Origin of the sequence: Paraburkholderia denitrificans (assembly GCF_042655705.1) — a bacterium.
Lineage (GTDB): Bacteria > Pseudomonadota > Gammaproteobacteria > Burkholderiales > Burkholderiaceae > Paraburkholderia > Paraburkholderia denitrificans.
Window position 1 is genome coordinate 1 of sequence record NZ_JBHSMP010000031.1, and the last position, 18,857, is coordinate 18,857.

Here is an 18,857-nt window from a genome sequence, read left to right on the forward strand (position 1 = left end):
ATCGCCATGGAAGAAGGTCTGCGCTTCGCAATCCGCGAAGGCGGCCGTACCGTCGGCGCCGGTGTCGTTGCCAAGATCATCGAGTAAGCCAGTTAATTCTCGTTGATCGGTTGTTTTCGGGGTTGGCGATGCCGCCAACCCCAAATGGTTTAGGGGTATAGCTCAACTGGCAGAGCGTCGGTCTCCAAAACCGAAGGTTGGGGGTTCGATTCCCTCTGCCCCTGCCAACTTTTCGCGCCTTAAGCGCGTTGTCTTTAAGGTGTTATGGCGAATCCTTCCGTCGAAACTGTTAATACTTCCAGCGACAAGCTCATGCTTGCCGCGGGCGTATTGTTGGTGGTGGCCGGGTTCGTAGGGTTCTACTGGCTCGGTAGCCAGGAGTGGTATATCCGCGGTGCTGCCCTTGCTGTCGGGGTCATCGCAGGGGTGGTAGTCGGTCTTCTCTCGGCGCCCGGCAAGAGCTTCATCGCGTTTGCCAAAGACTCGTACAAGGAAGTTCGCAAGGTTGTCTGGCCGACTCGCAAGGAGGCAACGCAGACGACGCTGGTGGTCTTCGGTTTTGTGCTGGTAATGGCGGTCGTTCTTTGGATTTGCGACAAGTCCATCGAATGGGTGATTTTCTCGGCGATTCTGGGTTGGAAATGATATGAGCGATACACCGGCATCCCCGAGCGGAAAACGTTGGTACGTGGTGCACGCCTACTCCGGTATGGAGAAGAGCGTGCAACGTGCGCTTCAGGAGCGCATCGAACGCGCCGGCATGCAGGACAAGTTTGGCCAGATCCTCGTCCCCACTGAAGAGGTGGTCGAGGTGAAGGGCGGTCACAAATCGGTGACCGAACGTCGTTTCTTCCCGGGCTACGTCCTGGTCGAGATGGAAATGACGGACGAAACGTGGCACCTCGTGAAGAACACGGCCAAGGTGACCGGTTTCGTCGGCGGAGCACGTAATCGGCCGAGCCCGATTTCGCCGCGCGAAGTCGAAAAGATCATGTCGCAGATGCAGGAAGGCGTGGAGAAGCCGCGTCCCAAGACCCTGTTCGAAGTCGGCGAGATGGTTCGCGTGAAGGACGGTCCGTTCACGGACTTCAACGGCAGCGTCGAAGAAGTGAACTACGAAAAGTCGCGCGTCCGCGTTTCCGTCACCATTTTCGGTCGCGCCACGCCGGTCGAACTCGAATTCGGCCAGGTCGAAAAGCTGTAAATCGAATTCCAACGGATCGCATCTTCGGATGCCATCCGTTCTTTCGCGCTTACGGTCCGCGTTACGGCCGTAGAGGAGCGCCAGTAGTCCAGCAGCTGCAGTACGACGGGCGAGAGCGCGCTACCACTCACCTGAACGCTCACGCGTTCCAACGAGGTTTTCAACATGGCAAAGAAAATCATCGGCTTTATCAAGCTGCAGATTCCTGCAGGTAAAGCCAACCCGTCGCCGCCGGTCGGTCCGGCACTGGGCCAGCGCGGCCTGAACATCATGGAGTTCTGCAAGGCGTTCAACGCGCAGACCCAGGCGATGGAACCGGGTCTGCCGGTGCCGGTCGTCATCACGGCATTCGCGGACAAGAGCTTCACGTTCATTCTGAAGACGCCGCCGGCTACGGTCCTGATCAAGAAGGCCGCCAAGCTCGAGAAGGGTTCGGCCAGGCCGCATACCGACAAGGTCGGTAACATCACCCGCGCGCAAGCTGAAGAAATCGCCAAGACCAAGATGCCGGACCTCACGGCAGCCGATATGGACGCAGCGGTCCGCACGATCGCTGGTAGCGCCCGTTCGATGGGCATCACCGTGGAGGGCGTGTAAATGGCTAACGTTTCCAAGCGTCAAAAGGCACTGGCTGCCAAGGTCGATCGTCAGAAGCAATATCCGATCGCCGACGCCCTGTCGCTCGTGAAGGAATGCGCAACGGCGAAGTTCGACGAGTCGATCGACGTCGCTGTCCAGCTCGGCATCGATGCGAAGAAGTCGGACCAGGTCGTTCGCGGCTCGGTCGTTCTGCCCGCCGGTACGGGTAAGTCGGTCCGCGTTGCCGTGTTCGCGCAAGGTGAAAAGGCCGAACAGGCTCGCGCCGCTGGCGCCGAGATCGTCGGCATGGAAGACCTCGCCGAGCAGATCAAGGGCGGCAACCTGAATTTCGACATCGTGATCGCTTCGCCGGACACGATGCGCGTCGTCGGTACGCTCGGTCAGATCCTCGGCCCGCGCGGCCTGATGCCGAACCCGAAGGTCGGCACCGTGACGCCGGACGTCGCCACCGCGGTCAAGAACGCGAAGGCAGGTCAGGTGCAGTTCCGTGTCGACAAGGCCGGTATCATCCACGCGACCATCGGCCGTGCATCGTTCGAGCCGGCAGCGCTGCGCTCGAACCTCGACGCACTGCTCGAGGCGCTGAACAAGGCGAAGCCGGCAACGAGCAAGGGCGTGTACCTGCGCAAGATCGCCGTGTCGAGCACGATGGGCGTTGGCGTGCGCGTCGATCAGACGTCGCTCGCAGCGTAATGTTTTTGCCGCGCTGAAGTTTCGTTTCAGGCCTCGAACTCTGAACGAGGCAGCAGCGCGGATTTAAAGGGCTTTGGGCGGTTGTGCGGTGGCAGTTCGCATTGCATGACCGGTTGTCAAAGACCGTTGGCGGAAGTGCAGCAGTTGGGTGCTTCCTTAATTCAGAGCCAACGCAGATGGCGAACCCGAAAAGGTTTTGAAGTGCCGATGTGAGCGGGAGCGGGCGGCAACGTCCTCGAACGCGAACTGAGTTACTCCGGACTGGTCGGTCGCCGTTGTTGAACGCGGCATCGGGCGTGAAAGCGTCGGGTGTCGAATCTGGAGGTTAACCGTGCCACTGAACAAAGAAGGTAAGCAGGCCGTCGTGGCTGAAGTCTCCGCGCAAGTCGTGAAGGCTCAGACCATGGTGCTGGCCGAGTATCGTGGAATCGCGGTTGGCGATCTGACCAAGCTGCGCGCGAAAGCGCGCGAGCAACAGGTGTACCTGCGCGTGTTGAAGAACACGCTGGCGCGTCGCGCTGTCGAAGGTACCCCGTTTGCTCCGCTGGCAGAGCAGATGACTGGTCCCCTGATCTACGGCATCTCGGAAGATGCGATTGCTGCAGCGAAGGTCGTCAATGACTTCGCCAAGGGCAATGACAAGTTGATCATCAAGGCCGGTTCCTACGAAGGCAAGGTGATGGACAAGGCAGGCGTGCAAGCGCTGGCCAGCATCCCGAGCCGCGAAGAACTGCTCTCGAAGCTGCTGTTCGTTATGCAGGCTCCGGTTTCCGGTATGGCGCGCGCTCTTGCCGCCCTGGCGGAAAAGAAGCAAGCCGAAGCTGCGTAATAACGGGCAAGCGGAAAGAATCGCTAGCTGTTTCCGAATTCAAATCTGGAGTAATTTCACATGGCAATCGCAAAAGAAGACATCCTCGAAGCCGTTGGCGCGATGTCGGTTCTCGAACTGAACGAACTGGTCAAGGCTTTCGAAGAGAAGTTTGGCGTGTCGGCCGCTGCTGTCGCAGTCGCTGGCCCCGCAGGCGGCGGCGCTGCTGCTGCTGCTGAAGAGCAGACGGAATTCAACGTCATCCTGACCGAAACCGGCGCAAACAAGGTGTCGGTGATTAAGGCCGTTCGCGAACTGACGGGTCTCGGCCTGAAGGAAGCGAAGGACCTGGTTGATGGCGCACCGAAGCCCGTGAAGGAAGCGGTGCCCAAGGCTGCTGCTGAAGAAGCCAAGAAGAAGCTGGAAGAAGCCGGCGCGAAGGCTGAAATCAAGTAAGTTTCAGCGCGCTGTGCGAAGGCTGGCGGTTTTTACACCGCCGGCCTTTTTGTGCTTTGTGGGAACTGCGTTTGAGTGTTCGATTTTTCAGGATCGGAGGCGTGAATGCAGAACCCAGAAGCCAAAGAAAATCGTCTTTCGATGCATGTTGCACATGCATCCGACGACGCTTCTCTTTGTCTTCTGAAGCGACTGCAGAAGGCAAGTTTGGTCGGGCCGCGGGAAACGCAGTTATCTAATTCGGCATCCGCGGCCGTCAGCCAGCGGTTGGTAGAGGCCAACCACCAAGCTTCCAAGGCTCGCGAAGCCATCGGGTCTCAGTCGGTGAACACTCGGGTCGTTCCCATCGGGCAATTCTGCTCCGACCAACCCGCCGTGATTCGGAGATCGTATGCAATATTCCTTCACCGAGAAGAAGCGTATTCGCAAGAGTTTCGCGAAGCGCCCCATCGTTCACCAAGTTCCTTTCCTGCTGGCTACCCAGCTTGAATCATTCAGCACGTTTCTGCAAGCAGAAACGGCGATCGCACAACGCAAGCCGGAAGGTCTGCAGGCTGCGTTTACGTCCGTTTTTCCTATTGTTTCGCATAACGGCTTTGCTCGTCTAGAGTTCGTCAGCTACATGCTGTCGTCGCCGGCGTTCAACATCAAAGAGTGCCAGCAACGCGGCCTCACGTACTGCTCGGCGCTGCGCGCCAAGGTGCGTCTGGTGTTGCACGACAAAGAGTCGCCGAGCAAGCCGGTCGTCAAGGAAGTGAAGGAGCAGGAAGTGTACATGGGCGAAATTCCGCTCATGACGCCGACCGGCTCGTTCGTCATCAATGGCACCGAGCGCGTCATTGTTTCGCAGCTGCACCGCTCGCCTGGCGTGTTCTTCGAGCACGACAAGGGCAAGACGCACAGCTCGGGCAAGCTGCTCTTCTCGGCACGTATCATTCCTTACCGCGGTTCGTGGCTCGACTTCGAATTCGATCCGAAGGACGTGCTGTATTTCCGCGTCGACCGTCGCCGCAAGATGCCGGTCACGATCCTGCTGAAGGCGATCGGCCTTTCGCCGGAACAGATCCTCGCGAACTTCTTCGTGTTCGACAACTTCTCGCTGATGCCGGAAGGCGCGCAGATGGAGTTCGTGCCGGAGCGTCTGCGCGGTGAAGTCGCGCGCTTCGACATTACCGATCGCGACGGCAAGACCATCGTCCAGAAGGACAAGCGGATCAACGCGAAGCACATTCGCGACCTCGAAACCGCCAAGACCACGTTTATTTCGGTCCCGGAAGATTATCTGCTTGGCCGTGTGCTGGCCAAGAATGTCGTCGATGGCGACACGGGCGAAGTCATCGCGAACGCGAACGACGAAATCACCGAAACCGTGCTCGAGAAGCTGCGCGATTCGAAGATCAAGGACATCCAGACGCTCTACACGAACGATCTGGACCAGGGGCCGTACATCTCGTCGACGCTGCGTATCGACGAAACGGCCGACAAGATGGCTGCGCGCATCGCGATCTACCGCATGATGCGCCCGGGCGAGCCGCCGACCGAAGAAGCGGTCGAGGCCCTGTTCAATCGTCTCTTCTACAGCGAAGAAGCGTACGACCTCTCGAAGGTGGGTCGTATGAAGTTCAACCGCCGCGTCGGCCGTGACGAGATCACCGGCCCGATGACGCTGCAGGACGACGACATCCTCGCGACCATCAAGATCCTCGTCGAGCTGCGTAACGGCAAGGGCGAAGTGGACGATATCGACCACCTCGGCAATCGTCGCGTGCGCTGCGTGGGCGAACTCGCGGAAAACCAGTTCCGCGCGGGTCTCGTGCGCGTCGAGCGTGCAGTCAAGGAACGCCTCGGCCAGGCCGAAAGCGAAAACCTGATGCCGCACGACCTGATCAACTCGAAGCCGATTTCGTCGGCGATTCGCGAGTTCTTCGGTTCGTCGCAGCTGTCGCAGTTCATGGACCAGACCAACCCGCTGTCGGAAATCACGCACAAGCGTCGTGTTTCCGCACTGGGCCCGGGCGGTCTGACGCGCGAGCGCGCAGGCTTCGAAGTCCGCGACGTGCACCCGACCCACTATGGCCGCGTGTGCCCGATCGAAACGCCGGAAGGTCCGAACATCGGTCTGATCAACTCGCTCGCGCTGTACGCGCACCTGAACGAGTACGGCTTCCTCGAAACGCCGTACCGCAAGGTCACGGACGGCAAGGTGACCGATCAGATCGACTACCTGTCGGCGATCGAAGAAGGCCGTTACGTGATCGCGCAGGCGAACGCAGCCGTGGCCGAAGACGGCACGCTGACCGACGAACTCGTGTCGTCGCGTGAAGCGGGCGAAACGCTGATGGTCACGCCGGACCGCATCCAGTACATGGACGTGGCGCCGTCGCAGATCGTCTCGGTTGCAGCTTCGCTGATTCCGTTCCTCGAGCACGACGACGCGAACCGCGCACTGATGGGCTCGAACATGCAGCGTCAGGCCGTGCCGTGTCTGCGTCCGGAAAAGCCGGTTGTCGGTACGGGCATCGAGCGCACGGTTGCGGTCGACTCGGGTACGACGGTTCAGGCGCTGCGCGGCGGCGTGGTGGACTACGTCGACGCGGGCCGTATCGTGATTCGCGTGAACGACGACGAAGCGGTGGCGGGTGAAGTCGGTGTCGACATCTACAACCTGATCAAGTACACGCGTTCGAACCAGAACACGAACATCAACCAGCGTCCGATCGTGAAGATGGGCGACAAGGTTGCGCGCGACGACGTGCTGGCTGACGGCGCATCGACCGATCTGGGCGAGCTCGCGCTCGGCCAGAACATGCTGATCGCGTTCATGCCGTGGAACGGCTACAACTTCGAAGACTCGATCCTGATTTCGGAAAAGGTCGTGGCCGACGATCGTTACACGTCGATCCACATCGAAGAGCTGAACGTGGTCGCTCGCGACACGAAGCTCGGACCGGAAGAAATCACGCGCGACATTTCGAACCTCGCGGAAGTGCAGCTTGGCCGTCTCGACGAGTCGGGCATCGTGTACATCGGCGCGGAAGTCGAAGCGGGCGACGTGCTCGTCGGCAAGGTCACGCCGAAGGGCGAAACCCAGCTTACGCCGGAAGAAAAGCTGCTGCGCGCGATCTTCGGCGAAAAGGCATCCGACGTGAAGGACACGTCGCTGCGCGTGCCCTCGGGCATGAGCGGCACGGTCATCGACGTGCAGGTGTTCACGCGTGAAGGCATCCAGCGCGACAAGCGCGCCCAGCAGATCATCGACGATGAACTGAAGCGCTATCGCCTCGACCTGAACGACCAGCTGCGCATCGTCGAAGGCGACGCGTTCCAGCGTCTCGCGCGCATGCTCGACGGCAAGGTCGCGAACGGCGGTCCGAAGAAGCTCGCGAAGGGCACGAAGATCGAGCAGGCTTACCTCGCCGATCTGGATCACTACCACTGGTTCGACATCCGCCTCGCGGACGAAGAAGCCGCGGCACAGCTCGAAGCGATCAAGAACTCGATCGAAGAGAAGCGCCACCAGTTCGACCTCGCGTTCGAAGAAAAGCGCAAGAAGCTCACGCAAGGCGACGAACTGCCGCCGGGCGTGCTGAAGATGGTCAAGGTGTACCTCGCGGTGAAGCGCCGTCTGCAGCCTGGCGACAAGATGGCCGGTCGTCACGGTAACAAGGGTGTGGTGTCGAAGATCGTTCCGATCGAAGACATGCCGTACATGGCCGACGGCCGTCCGGCAGACGTCGTGCTGAACCCGCTCGGCGTGCCGTCACGGATGAACGTGGGTCAGGTTCTCGAAGTGCACCTCGGCTGGGCCGCGAAGGGCCTCGGCTGGCGTATCGGCGAAATGCTGCAGCGTCAGGCGAAGGTTGAAGAGCTGCGTGTGTTCCTCACGAAGATCTACAACGAGTCGGGTCACCCGGAAGATCTGGACAGCTTCACCGATGACGAAATCGTCGAACTCGCGCGCAATCTGCGTGAAGGCGTGCCGTTCGCGACGCCGGTGTTCGATGGTGCGACCGAAGAAGAAATGTCGAAGATGCTCGATCTCGCCTATCCGGACGACATCGCCGCGAACCTCGGCATGACGAAGTCGAAGAACCAGGTGCGTCTGTACGACGGCCGCACGGGCGAAGGCTTCGAGCGTACGGTCACCGTGGGCTACATGCACTACCTGAAGCTGCACCACCTTGTCGACGACAAGATGCACGCGCGTTCGACGGGTCCGTACTCGCTCGTCACGCAGCAGCCGCTGGGTGGTAAGGCGCAGTTCGGCGGCCAGCGTTTCGGTGAAATGGAAGTGTGGGCGCTCGAAGCGTATGGCGCTTCGTATGTGCTGCAGGAAATGTTGACGGTGAAGTCGGACGACGTGACGGGCCGTACGAAGGTGTATGAGAACCTCGTCAAGGGCGATCACGTCATCGACGCGGGCATGCCGGAATCCTTCAACGTGCTGGTGAAGGAAATCCGCTCGCTCGGCATCGACATCGACCTCGACCGCAACTAATCGGACTACGGAGAGAAGGCAATGAAAGCTCTGCTCGATCTATTCAAGCAAGTCCAACAAGAAGAAGTTTTTGACGCGATCAAGATCGGTCTGGCCTCGCCGGACAAGATCCGCTCGTGGTCGTTCGGTGAAGTGAAGAAGCCGGAGACCATCAACTACCGTACGTTCAAGCCGGAACGCGATGGTCTGTTCTGCGCGAAGATCTTCGGGCCGATCAAGGACTACGAGTGCCTGTGCGGCAAGTACAAGCGCCTGAAGCACCGTGGCGTGATCTGCGAGAAGTGCGGCGTTGAAGTCACGCTCGCCAAGGTGCGCCGCGAACGCATGGGCCACATCGAGCTGGCCTCGCCGGTCGCGCATATCTGGTTCCTGAAGTCGCTGCCGTCGCGTCTGGGCATGGTGCTCGACATGACGCTGCGCGACATCGAGCGCGTGCTGTACTTCGAAGCCTACGTGGTGATCGATCCGGGCATGACGCCGCTGAAGGCGCGTCAGATCATGACCGAAGAGGATTACTACAACAAGGTCGAGGAATACGGCGACGAATTCCGCGCCGAGATGGGCGCGGAAGGCGTGCGCGAGCTGCTGCGCGCGATCAACATCGACGAGCAGGTCGAGACGCTGCGCACGGAGCTGAAGAACACCGGTTCCGAAGCGAAGATCAAGAAGTACGCGAAGCGCCTGAAGGTGCTCGAGGCCTTCCAGCGTTCGGGCATCAAGCCCGAATGGATGGTGCTCGAAGTGCTGCCGGTGCTGCCGCCGGAACTGCGTCCGCTCGTGCCGCTCGACGGCGGCCGTTTCGCGACGTCGGACCTGAACGACCTGTATCGCCGCGTCATCAACCGTAACAACCGTCTGAAGCGTCTGCTCGAGCTGAAGGCGCCGGAGATCATCGTCCGCAACGAAAAGCGGATGCTCCAGGAAGCCGTCGACTCGCTGCTCGACAACGGCCGCCGCGGCAAGGCGATGACGGGTGCGAACAAGCGTCCGCTGAAGTCGCTCGCCGACATGATCAAGGGTAAGGGCGGTCGCTTCCGTCAGAACCTGCTCGGTAAGCGCGTCGACTACTCGGGCCGTTCGGTCATCGTGGTCGGCCCGACGCTGAAGCTGCACCAGTGCGGTCTGCCGAAGCTGATGGCGCTCGAACTCTTCAAGCCGTTCATCTTCAACAAGCTTGAGACGATGGGCGTCGCGACCACGATCAAGGCCGCGAAGAAGGAAGTCGAGAACCAGACGGCGGTGGTGTGGGACATCCTCGAAGAGGTGATCCGCGAGCATCCGGTCATGCTGAACCGTGCGCCGACGCTGCACCGTCTCGGTATCCAGGCGTTCGAGCCGGTGCTGATCGAAGGTAAGGCGATCCAGCTGCACCCGCTCGTCTGCGCGGCGTTCAACGCCGACTTCGACGGCGACCAGATGGCCGTTCACGTGCCGCTGTCGCTCGAAGCGCAGATGGAAGCGCGCACGCTCATGCTCGCGTCGAACAACGTCCTGTTCCCGGCGAACGGCGATCCGTCGATCGTGCCGTCGCAGGATATCGTGCTTGGTCTCTACTACGCGACGCGTGAAGCGATCAACGGCAAGGGCGAAGGCATGACGTTCACGGGCGTGTCGGAAGCGATCCGCGCGTACGAGAACAAGGAAGTCGAGCTGGCCTCGCGCGTGAACGTGCGTATTACCGAAATGGTGCGCAACGAGGACACGTCGGAAGGCGCGCCGGCTTTCGTGCCGAAGATCACGCTGTATCCGACGACCGTCGGCCGCTCGATCCTTTCGGAAATCCTGCCGCACGGCCTGCCGTTCTCGGTGCTGAACAAGCCGCTGAAGAAGAAGGAAATCTCGCGTCTGATCAACACGGCGTTCCGCAAGTGCGGTCTGCGCGCGACGGTGGTGTTCGCCGACCAGCTGATGCAGTCGGGTTTCCGTCTCGCGACGCGCGCCGGCATTTCGATCTGCGTGGACGACATGCTCGTGCCGCCGCAGAAGGAAACGATCGTCGGCGACGCCGCGAAGAAGGTGAAGGAATACGACCGCCAGTACATGTCGGGTCTCGTCACCGCGCAGGAACGCTACAACAACGTGGTCGACATCTGGTCGGCGACGTCGGAAGCGGTCGGCAAGGCGATGATGGAGCAGCTCTCGACGGAGCCGGTGGTCGATCGCAACGGCAACCATACGCGTCAGGAATCGTTCAACTCGATCTACATGATGGCCGACTCGGGCGCGCGGGGTTCCGCGGTCCAGATCCGTCAGCTGGCGGGTATGCGCGGCCTGATGGCGAAGCCGGACGGCTCGATTATCGAAACGCCGATTACCGCGAACTTCCGCGAAGGCCTGAACGTGCTGCAGTACTTCATCTCGACCCACGGTGCACGTAAGGGTCTGGCTGATACGGCACTGAAGACCGCGAACTCGGGTTACCTGACGCGTCGTCTCGTCGACGTCACGCAGGATCTCGTGGTCGTCGAGGAGGATTGCGGCACGTCGAACGGCGTGGCGATGAAGGCGCTCGTGGAAGGCGGTGAAGTCGTCGAAGCGCTGCGCGACCGGATTCTCGGCCGCGTCGCGGTGGCGGACGTCGTCAACCCGGAAAGCCAGGAAACGCTGTACGAATCCGGCACGCTGCTCGACGAAACCGCAGTGGAGCAGATCGAAGCCCTCGGCATCGACGAAGTGCGCGTGCGCACGCCGCTCACCTGCGAAACGCGCTATGGCCTGTGCGCCTCGTGCTATGGCCGCGACCTCGGCCGCGGCTCGCGCGTGAACGTCGGCGAAGCGGTTGGCGTGATCGCCGCTCAGTCGATCGGCGAACCGGGCACGCAGCTCACGATGCGTACGTTCCACATCGGTGGTGCGGCGTCGCGTGCAGCAGTGGCCTCGTCGGTCGAAGCGAAGAGCAACGGTACCGTGCGCTTCACGGCGACGATGCGTTACGTCACGAATGCGAAGGGCGAGCAGATCGTCATCTCGCGTTCGGGCGAAGCGCTCATCGCCGACGATCACGGCCGCGAGCGCGAGCGTCACAAGGTGCCGTACGGCGCGACGCTGCTGCAGCTCGACGGTGCGCAGATCAAGGCAGGCACGCAGCTCGCGACGTGGGATCCGATGACGCGTCCGATCATCACCGAGTACGGCGGTACGGTGAAGTTCGAGAACGTCGAGGAAGGCGTGACCGTGGCGAAGCAGATCGACGACGTCACGGGTCTGTCGACCCTGGTCGTGATCGACGTGAAGCGCCGCGGCTCGCAGGCCGCGAAGAGCGTGCGTCCGCAGGTGAAGCTGCTCGACGCGAACGGCGAGGAAGTGAAGATCCCGGGCACCGAGCACTCGGTGCAGATCGGCTTCCAGGTCGGCGCGCTGATCACCGTGAAGGACGGTCAGCAGGTGCAGATCGGTGAAGTGCTCGCACGTATCCCGACCGAATCGCAGAAGACGCGTGACATTACCGGCGGTCTGCCGCGTGTGGCGGAACTGTTCGAAGCACGTTCGCCGAAGGATGCCGGCATCCTGGCGGAAGTCACGGGTACGGTGTCGTTCGGTAAGGACACGAAGGGCAAGCAGCGTCTCGTCATCACGGACCTCGAGGGCAACCAGCACGAGTTCCTGATCGCGAAGGAAAAGCAGGTGCTGGTCCACGACGGTCAGGTCGTCAACAAGGGCGAAATGATCGTGGACGGCCCGGCCGATCCGCACGACATCCTGCGTCTGCAGGGTATCGAGGCGCTGTCGCGCTACATCGTCGACGAAGTGCAGGACGTGTACCGTCTGCAGGGTGTGAAGATCAACGACAAGCACATCGAAGTGATCGTGCGTCAGATGCTGCGCCGCGTGCAGATCACCGACAACGGCGATACGCGCTTCATTCCGGGCGAGCAGGTCGAGCGTTCGGACATGCTGGACGAAAACGACAAGATGAACGCCGACGACAAGCGCCCGGCGATCTACGAGAACGTGCTGCTCGGTATCACGAAGGCATCGCTCTCGACCGACTCGTTCATCTCGGCGGCATCGTTCCAGGAAACGACCCGCGTGCTGACCGAAGCGGCGATCATGGGCAAGCGCGACGATCTGCGTGGCCTGAAGGAAAACGTGATCGTCGGCCGTCTGATTCCGGCCGGTACGGGTCTCGCGTTCCACAAGGCGCGCAAGGCGAAGGAATCGTCGGATCGCGAGCGTTTCGACCAGATCGCAGCGGAAGAAGCGTTCGACTTCGGCACGCCGGAAACCCCGGCCGCCGAAGAGCCGCAACAGCCGCACACGACTGGCGAGTAAGCATCGGGGCGGCGTAGCCGCCGCCCTGTGCTGACAGAAGTCGCAGAAGTCGCAAGGCCGTCTGGTTTCGACCGGACGGCCTTTTTTGTTGCCCGCGCGCGAATGAGTGCGAGCGCGCGTGCGCCGTGCAGCGCGCACCGGACCGTGCTAACGTACGCGCGCCACGCTGTGCATGCGCCGCATCGAGCGTGGCAGACGGGATCTATCCGAATCGGGAGGCGTGAATCATGTGGGTCGTTGGAGCCGGGTTGTTCCTGAATATGCTGGCGTCGGTCGGTATCTTTTCGTATTTGCTGCATCACGTCGGAGTCCAGCAGGCCGCGTGGTTCTTCGCAACCTTCCTCGTGGTGTGGGCGTTTCTCATCATCGGCTACATCATGCTGATAGCGGGCAAGCGCAAGGGCGGCGCCGTGCTGATCACCATCGGCTCGCTCATCTTCATTCCGGTCGGGCTCGTCTCGATCATCGGCAGTATCCTCGTCGCGCGCCGCGGCGACCGGCTCGCGCGCTGATTCACGCCATCGCGCCCGCATGCTCGCGTTCTCGCGATCCGCGTGCATAGCGCGCATCGCATGCGTGCGCGCTGACTATCCGCCGAACGGACAATATCGGCCGTAGCGGCGGGCAGAGGCGGCACGGGTTGGTAAAATCGTGCCCACTGCCTTTGCATCGACCCGCCTCTCCATGTCCCGCTCGCTCGAAATCCTCAACGAAGTCTTCGGTTATCCCGCTTTCAGGGGGCAGCAAGCGGAGATCGTCGAGCACGTCGCGGCGGGCGGCGATTCGCTGGTTCTGATGCCCACGGGCGGCGGCAAATCGCTCTGCTATCAGATCCCCGCGCTCGTGCGTCACGAAGCCGGTCACGGCGCCGGCATCGTCGTGTCGCCGCTCATCGCGCTCATGCAGGATCAGGTGGCCGCGCTCACCGAAGTCGGCGTGCGCGCCGCCTACCTGAACTCCACGCTCTCCGGCGCCGAAGCCGCCGCCACCGAACGCGCGCTGCGCGAGGGCAGCATCGATCTGCTCTACGTCGCGCCCGAGCGTCTCATGACGCCGCGTTTTCTCGATCTGCTCGAACGCACGCGTATCGGCCTGTTCGCCATCGACGAAGCGCATTGCGTGTCGCAATGGGGGCACGATTTCCGGCCCGAGTACATCCAGCTTTCGGTATTGCACGAACGCTTTCCGGATGTGCCGCGCATCGCGCTTACAGCAACCGCCGACGACATCACGCGCGACGAGATCGCGCACCGGCTTGCGCTCGACGACGCGCGCGTATTCGTCTCGAGCTTCGACCGGCCGAATATCCGCTATCGCATCGTCGAAAAGGACAATGCGCGCGCGCAGCTGCTCGATTTCATTCGTGCCGAGCACAGCCGCGCCAACGGCACGACCGACGCGGGCGTTGTCTACTGCCTCTCGCGCCGCAAGGTCGAAGAAACGGCCGAATGGCTCAAGGGGCAGGGCGTGCGCGCGCTGCCGTACCACGCGGGCATGGAGTTCGAGGTGCGCCAGCAGCACCAGGAAATCTTCCAGCGCGAGGAGGGCGTCGTGATGTGCGCGACGATTGCGTTCGGCATGGGCATCGACAAGCCGGACGTGCGTTTCGTCGCCCATCTGGATTTGCCCAAGAGCGTCGAAGGCTATTACCAGGAAACGGGGCGCGCGGGCCGCGACGGGCTGGCGGCGAATGCGTGGATGGCCTACGGCCTCGGCGATGTCGTGCAGCAGCGCAAGATGATCGACGAATCGGAGGCCGACGAAGCCCACAAGCGCGTCCAGACAGGCAAGCTTGATGCGCTGCTCGGGCTGTGCGAGACGGCGTCGTGCCGCCGCGTGCGCCTGCTCGCGTATTTCGGCGAAGCCAGCCAGCCGTGCGGCAATTGCGATACGTGTCTCGAACCGCCCGCCACGTGGGACGCCACGCGTGAGGCGCAGATGGCGCTTTCGTGCGTGTTCCGCGCGCAGCGCGCGAGTGGCTTCAACTTCGGCGCGGGCCACCTGATCGACATTCTGCGCGGCAACCGCACCGAGAAGATCCTCGCGCGCGGCCACGAGAAGATATCCACCTTCGGCATCGGTGCGGCGCTTTCCGAAGCCGAATGGCGTGCGATCTTCCGGCAACTGGTGGCATTCGGCTATCTGGCCGTCGATCACGACGGCTTCGGTTCGCTCGTGCTCACCGAGGCGAGCAAGCCGGTTTTGAAGGGCGACCAGAAGGTGACGATGCGCCGCTATGTGAAGCCGCAGCGCACGCGCCAGTCGTCGGGCCGCACGAGCGAGCGCGCCGATCCGACCCAGGGTATGAGCCCGCGCCAGCGTACGCGCTGGGATCGTCTGCGACTGTGGCGCACGGAAACCGCGAAGAGCGAGGGCGTTCCCGCCTACCTGATCTTCCACGACGCCACGCTGGCGGAAATCGCCCGCAACGGCCCTGAATCGTTCGACGAACTGCGCGAAATCCCGGGGATGGGCGCGCGCAAGCTCGAACGCTTCGGCGAGGAGCTGCTGGAGGTTGTCGGCGACGCGTAATTCCTGACGACGCGGCGAACAATCGTCACCGCAACCGTCACCACTCGCCGCCGCAAGCCGGCCTAAACCGTCTCTTGCAGTCTCATACGGTCTCGTTGTCGCGTCATTGTCATTTCCCCGGCGGTCCTGAGCATCGCAAACCGTTGACTCGCTTGGTATTTTCGGAATATCATGCTCGGTTCCGGTTCTTGGGAACTAAGCGCTCGTCCATATCAAGTAACAAGCGGGCCGAATGTGAAGATCAGGACTCACGTCTTTTTCCAGTCCCGGAGTTCGATACGCATGGTTTTCCGCTTTGCCCGGGAATAAATGCGTCGATTTTGTTCAATTTCAGGAATAAACAATGCCAACCATCAATCAACTGGTTCGCAAAGGCCGTACTTCGGAAGTCTCGAAGAGCAAGAGTCCGGCCCTGCAGGACTGCCCGCAGCGTCGCGGCGTGTGCACCCGCGTGTACACGACGACGCCGAAGAAGCCGAACTCGGCGCTTCGTAAGGTCGCCAAGGTTCGTCTGACGAACGGCTTCGAAGTGATTTCGTACATCGGCGGTGAAGGCCACAACCTGCAGGAACACTCGGTTGTGCTGATCCGCGGCGGCCGTGTGAAGGACTTGCCGGGTGTGCGTTACCACATGGTTCGCGGCTCGCTGGATACCCAGGGCGTCAAGGATCGTAAGCAGGCTCGTTCGAAGTACGGCGCGAAGCGCGCGAAGGCTGCGAAGTAAGAGTCGAAACGTCGTCTGCGCCGGTTATTGGCGCGAGGCGATACATGCGGTGGTGCCGGATTGTCCGGTGCTGTCGAGTAAGTGGTCACCCGACCAGGCTGGTAAGTCGTAATAGATGAATCGGGTTAGTTGGTGGCCGCGGAGCGCAAGGGTTCGATCCCGCGCTTCAACTGAAAAGTTAAAGGAAGAAAGATGCCGCGTCGTCGCGAAGTTCCCAAGCGGGAAGTGTTGCCGGATCCGAAGTTCGGCAACGTTGATGTAGCCAAGTTCATGAACGTGCTGATGCTCTCCGGCAAGAAGTCGGTTGCCGAGCGCATTGTGTACGGCGCTTTCGAACAGATCCAGACCAAGGGTGGCAAGGACCCGCTGGAAGTGTTCACTGTCGCACTCAACAACGTGAAGCCGGTTGTCGAAGTGAAGAGCCGTCGCGTGGGTGGTGCGAACTATCAGGTTCCGGTCGAAGTGCGTCCGTCGCGTCGTATGGCATTGGCGATGCGTTGGCTGCGTGAAGCCGCGAAGAAGCGCAGCGAGAAGTCGATGGCTCTGCGTCTGGCGGGCGAACTGCAAGAAGCGGCCGAAGGCCGCGGTGGCGCAATGAAGAAGCGCGACGAAGTTCACCGGATGGCAGAAGCGAACAAGGCGTTCTCGCACTTCCGTTTCTAAGAGGCAAACCCGCTCAGGGTTTGTTCTAAAGCGGAAAAAATTCCGGGCGGGTGCGCTAATTCAGCGCCTCGCCCGTTTGTGTTCAGACGCGTCGGGATCGAACCTGATGTGTCCCTCCCCATAGAGGATCAAAGTGGCTCGCAAGACTCCTATCGAGCGCTACCGCAACATCGGTATTAGCGCTCACATCGACGCCGGCAAAACGACGACGACCGAGCGCATCCTGTTCTACACCGGCGTGAACCACAAGATTGGTGAAGTTCACGACGGCGCTGCCACCATGGACTGGATGGAGCAGGAACAGGAGCGTGGCATCACGATCACCTCCGCTGCCACGACCGCCTTCTGGAAGGGCATGGGCGGCAACTATCCGGAACACCGCATCAACATCATCGACACCCCGGGACACGTCGACTTCACGATTGAAGTCGAGCGCTCGATGCGCGTGCTCGACGGTGCGTGCATGGTTTACTGCGCCGTGGGCGGCGTGCAGCCGCAGTCGGAAACGGTGTGGCGTCAGGCGAACAAGTACAAGGTTCCCCGTCTCGCGTTCGTCAACAAGATGGACCGTACCGGCGCGAACTTCTTCAAGGTCTACGACCAGCTGAAGACCCGCCTGAAGGCGAACCCGGTTCCGGTCGTGGTGCCGATCGGCTCGGAAGAAAACTTCAAGGGCGTCGTCGACCTCGTGAAGATGAAAGCGATCATTTGGGACGAGGCCTCGCAAGGCACGAAGTTCGACTACGTCGACATCCCGGCTGAACTCGTTGACACCTGCAACGAGTGGCGCGAAAAGATGATCGAGTCGGCTGCCGAAGCCAGCGAAGAGCTGATGGAAAAGTACCTCGGCGGCGAAGGCCTGTCCGAAGCGGAAATCGTCAAGGCGCTGCGCGACCGCACGATCGCCTGCGAAATCCAGCCGATGCTGTGCGGCACCGCGTTCAAGAACAAGGGCGTGCAGCGCATGCTCGACGCCGTGATCGACTTCCTGCCGTCGCCGGTGGATATCCCCCCGGTCAAGGGCGAGCTGGAAAACGGCGAAACGGCTGAGCGCAAGGCGTCGGACGACGAGAAGTTCTCGGCGCTCGCATTCAAGATCATGACCGACCCGTTCGTCGGCCAGCTGATCTTCTTCCGCGCGTACTCGGGCATCGTCAACTCGGGCGACACCGTGCTGAACTCGACCAAGGGCAAGAAGGAACGCCTCGGCCGTATTCTGCAGATGCACGCGAACAACCGTGAAGAAATCAAGGAAGTGCGCGCGGGCGACATCGCCGCTGCCGTCGGCCTGAAGGAAGCGACCACGGGCGATACGCTGTGCGACCCGGCGAACCCGATCGTTCTGGAACGCATGATTTTCCCGGAGCCGGTGATTTCGCAGGCCGTCGAGCCGAAGACCAAGGCTGACCAGGAAAAGATGGGCCTCGCGCTCAACCGCCTGGCTCAGGAAGATCCGTCGTTCCGCGTCCAGACGGACGAGGAATCGGGCCAGACCATCATTTCGGGTATGGGCGAGCTCCACCTCGAAATTCTGGTCGACCGCATGAAGCGCGAATTCGGCGTGGAAGCGACCGTCGGCAAGCCGCAGGTTGCGTACCGCGAAACGATCCGCGCCATCGCGAAGGACGTCGAAGGCAAGTTCGTCAAGCAGTCGGGTGGTCGCGGCCAGTACGGTCACGCGGTCATCACGCTCGAGCCGAACGAGCAGGGCAAGGGCTACGAGTTCCTGGACGAGATCAAGGGCGGTGTGATTCCGCGCGAATACATCCCGGCGGTGGACAAGGGTATTGCCGACACGCTGAAGTCGGGCGTGCTGGCGGGCTTCCCGGTCGTCGACGTGAAGGTTCACCTGACGTTCGGTTCGTACCACGACGTCGACTCGAACGAAAACGCGTTCCGCATGGCCGGTTCGATGGCGTTCAAGGAAGCAATGCGCAAGGCGCAGCCGGTCATCCTCGAGCCGATGATGGCCGTCGAAGTCGAAACGCCGGAAGACTACATGGGCAACGTGATGGGCGATCTGTCGGGCCGTCGCGGTATTGTCCAGGGCATGGAAGACATGGTTGGCGGCGGCAAGATCGTTCGCGCAGAAGTACCGCTGTCGGAAATGTTCGGCTACTCGACGTCGCTGCGCTCGCTCACGCAGGGCCGCGCAACGTACACGATGGAATTCAAGCACTACGCAGAAGCACCGCGTAACGTGGCCGACGCAATCATCAGCGCGAAGGCGAAGTAAGCATCGGCACGGAGCGAACCGGGCAACGAAGCCTGGTTCGCAACGAACAGACACCGGTTCACCACTTTTTTGAAAGAAGAGAAACATGGCAAAAGGTAAATTCGAACGGACCAAGCCGCACGTGAACGTGGGCACGATCGGTCACGTTGACCACGGCAAGACCACGCTGAC

15 protein-coding genes and 1 tRNA gene are annotated in these 18,857 nt (G+C 61.4%); all 16 read left to right on the forward strand.

Annotated elements, in window-relative coordinates; all coding sequences use genetic code 11:
• The coding region (locus tag ACFPTO_RS20960; protein ID WP_080361398.1) for an EF-Tu C-terminal domain-related protein at window positions 1-87 on the forward strand (87 nt) is incomplete at its 5' end.
• A gap of 64 nt (window positions 88-151) precedes the next feature.
• A tRNA-Trp gene (locus ACFPTO_RS20965) sits at window positions 152-227 on the forward strand.
• Window positions 228-264: 37 nt separating this feature from the next.
• On the forward strand, window positions 265-645 hold the full coding sequence (gene secE, locus ACFPTO_RS20970) for a preprotein translocase subunit SecE (protein ID WP_293040320.1): 381 nt from the start codon (window positions 265-267) through the stop codon (window positions 643-645).
• Window position 646: 1 nt separating this feature from the next.
• On the forward strand, window positions 647-1,204 hold the full coding sequence (nusG, locus tag ACFPTO_RS20975; RefSeq protein WP_026121916.1) for a transcription termination/antitermination protein NusG: 558 nt from the start codon (window positions 647-649) through the stop codon (window positions 1,202-1,204).
• A gap of 165 nt (window positions 1,205-1,369) precedes the next feature.
• Window positions 1,370-1,801: a 50S ribosomal protein L11 gene (rplK, locus tag ACFPTO_RS20980; protein WP_377714394.1), complete on the forward strand. Its 432-nt coding sequence runs from the start codon at window positions 1,370-1,372 to the stop codon at window positions 1,799-1,801.
• On the forward strand, window positions 1,802-2,497 hold the full coding sequence (gene rplA / locus ACFPTO_RS20985) for a 50S ribosomal protein L1 (protein ID WP_377714396.1): 696 nt from the start codon (window positions 1,802-1,804) through the stop codon (window positions 2,495-2,497).
• 331 nt (window positions 2,498-2,828) lie between these two features.
• A complete protein-coding gene (gene rplJ, locus ACFPTO_RS20990; protein ID WP_293040333.1) occupies window positions 2,829-3,326 on the forward strand; it encodes a 50S ribosomal protein L10 in 498 nt (165 codons plus the stop codon).
• 60 nt (window positions 3,327-3,386) lie between these two features.
• Window positions 3,387-3,761, forward strand: a complete 375-nt coding sequence (gene rplL, locus ACFPTO_RS20995; protein ID WP_293040336.1) for a 50S ribosomal protein L7/L12 — start codon at window positions 3,387-3,389, stop codon at window positions 3,759-3,761.
• Window positions 3,762-4,152: 391 nt separating this feature from the next.
• Window positions 4,153-8,259: a DNA-directed RNA polymerase subunit beta gene (rpoB, locus tag ACFPTO_RS21000; protein WP_377714399.1), complete on the forward strand. Its 4,107-nt coding sequence runs from the start codon at window positions 4,153-4,155 to the stop codon at window positions 8,257-8,259.
• A gap of 21 nt (window positions 8,260-8,280) precedes the next feature.
• Entirely contained in the window at window positions 8,281-12,531 is a 4,251-nt protein-coding gene (gene rpoC, locus ACFPTO_RS21005) for a DNA-directed RNA polymerase subunit beta' (protein WP_377714401.1), read from the forward strand.
• A 227-nt stretch (window positions 12,532-12,758) separates the two neighbouring features.
• Window positions 12,759-13,043, forward strand: a complete 285-nt coding sequence (locus tag ACFPTO_RS21010) for a hypothetical protein (protein ID WP_377714403.1) — start codon at window positions 12,759-12,761, stop codon at window positions 13,041-13,043.
• A gap of 172 nt (window positions 13,044-13,215) precedes the next feature.
• Window positions 13,216-15,063 (forward strand): DNA helicase RecQ, encoded by a 1,848-nt coding sequence (gene recQ / locus ACFPTO_RS21015; RefSeq protein ID WP_377714405.1) that lies wholly within the window; start codon window positions 13,216-13,218, stop codon window positions 15,061-15,063.
• Between the two features lie 343 nt (window positions 15,064-15,406).
• Entirely contained in the window at window positions 15,407-15,787 is a 381-nt protein-coding gene (rpsL, locus tag ACFPTO_RS21020) for a 30S ribosomal protein S12 (RefSeq protein ID WP_296650906.1), read from the forward strand.
• Window positions 15,788-15,979: 192 nt separating this feature from the next.
• The gene (gene rpsG, locus ACFPTO_RS21025) at window positions 15,980-16,450 is read left to right on the forward strand and encodes a 30S ribosomal protein S7 (protein ID WP_008343817.1); all 471 of its coding nucleotides are present in this window, start codon (window positions 15,980-15,982) and stop codon (window positions 16,448-16,450) included.
• Between the two features lie 133 nt (window positions 16,451-16,583).
• Window positions 16,584-18,686 (forward strand): elongation factor G, encoded by a 2,103-nt coding sequence (gene fusA / locus ACFPTO_RS21030; RefSeq protein WP_296650895.1) that lies wholly within the window; start codon window positions 16,584-16,586, stop codon window positions 18,684-18,686.
• Window positions 18,687-18,771: 85 nt separating this feature from the next.
• Window positions 18,772-18,857: GTP-binding protein (locus tag ACFPTO_RS21035; RefSeq protein ID WP_033473206.1), on the forward strand; the 86-nt coding region annotated here is incomplete at its 3' end.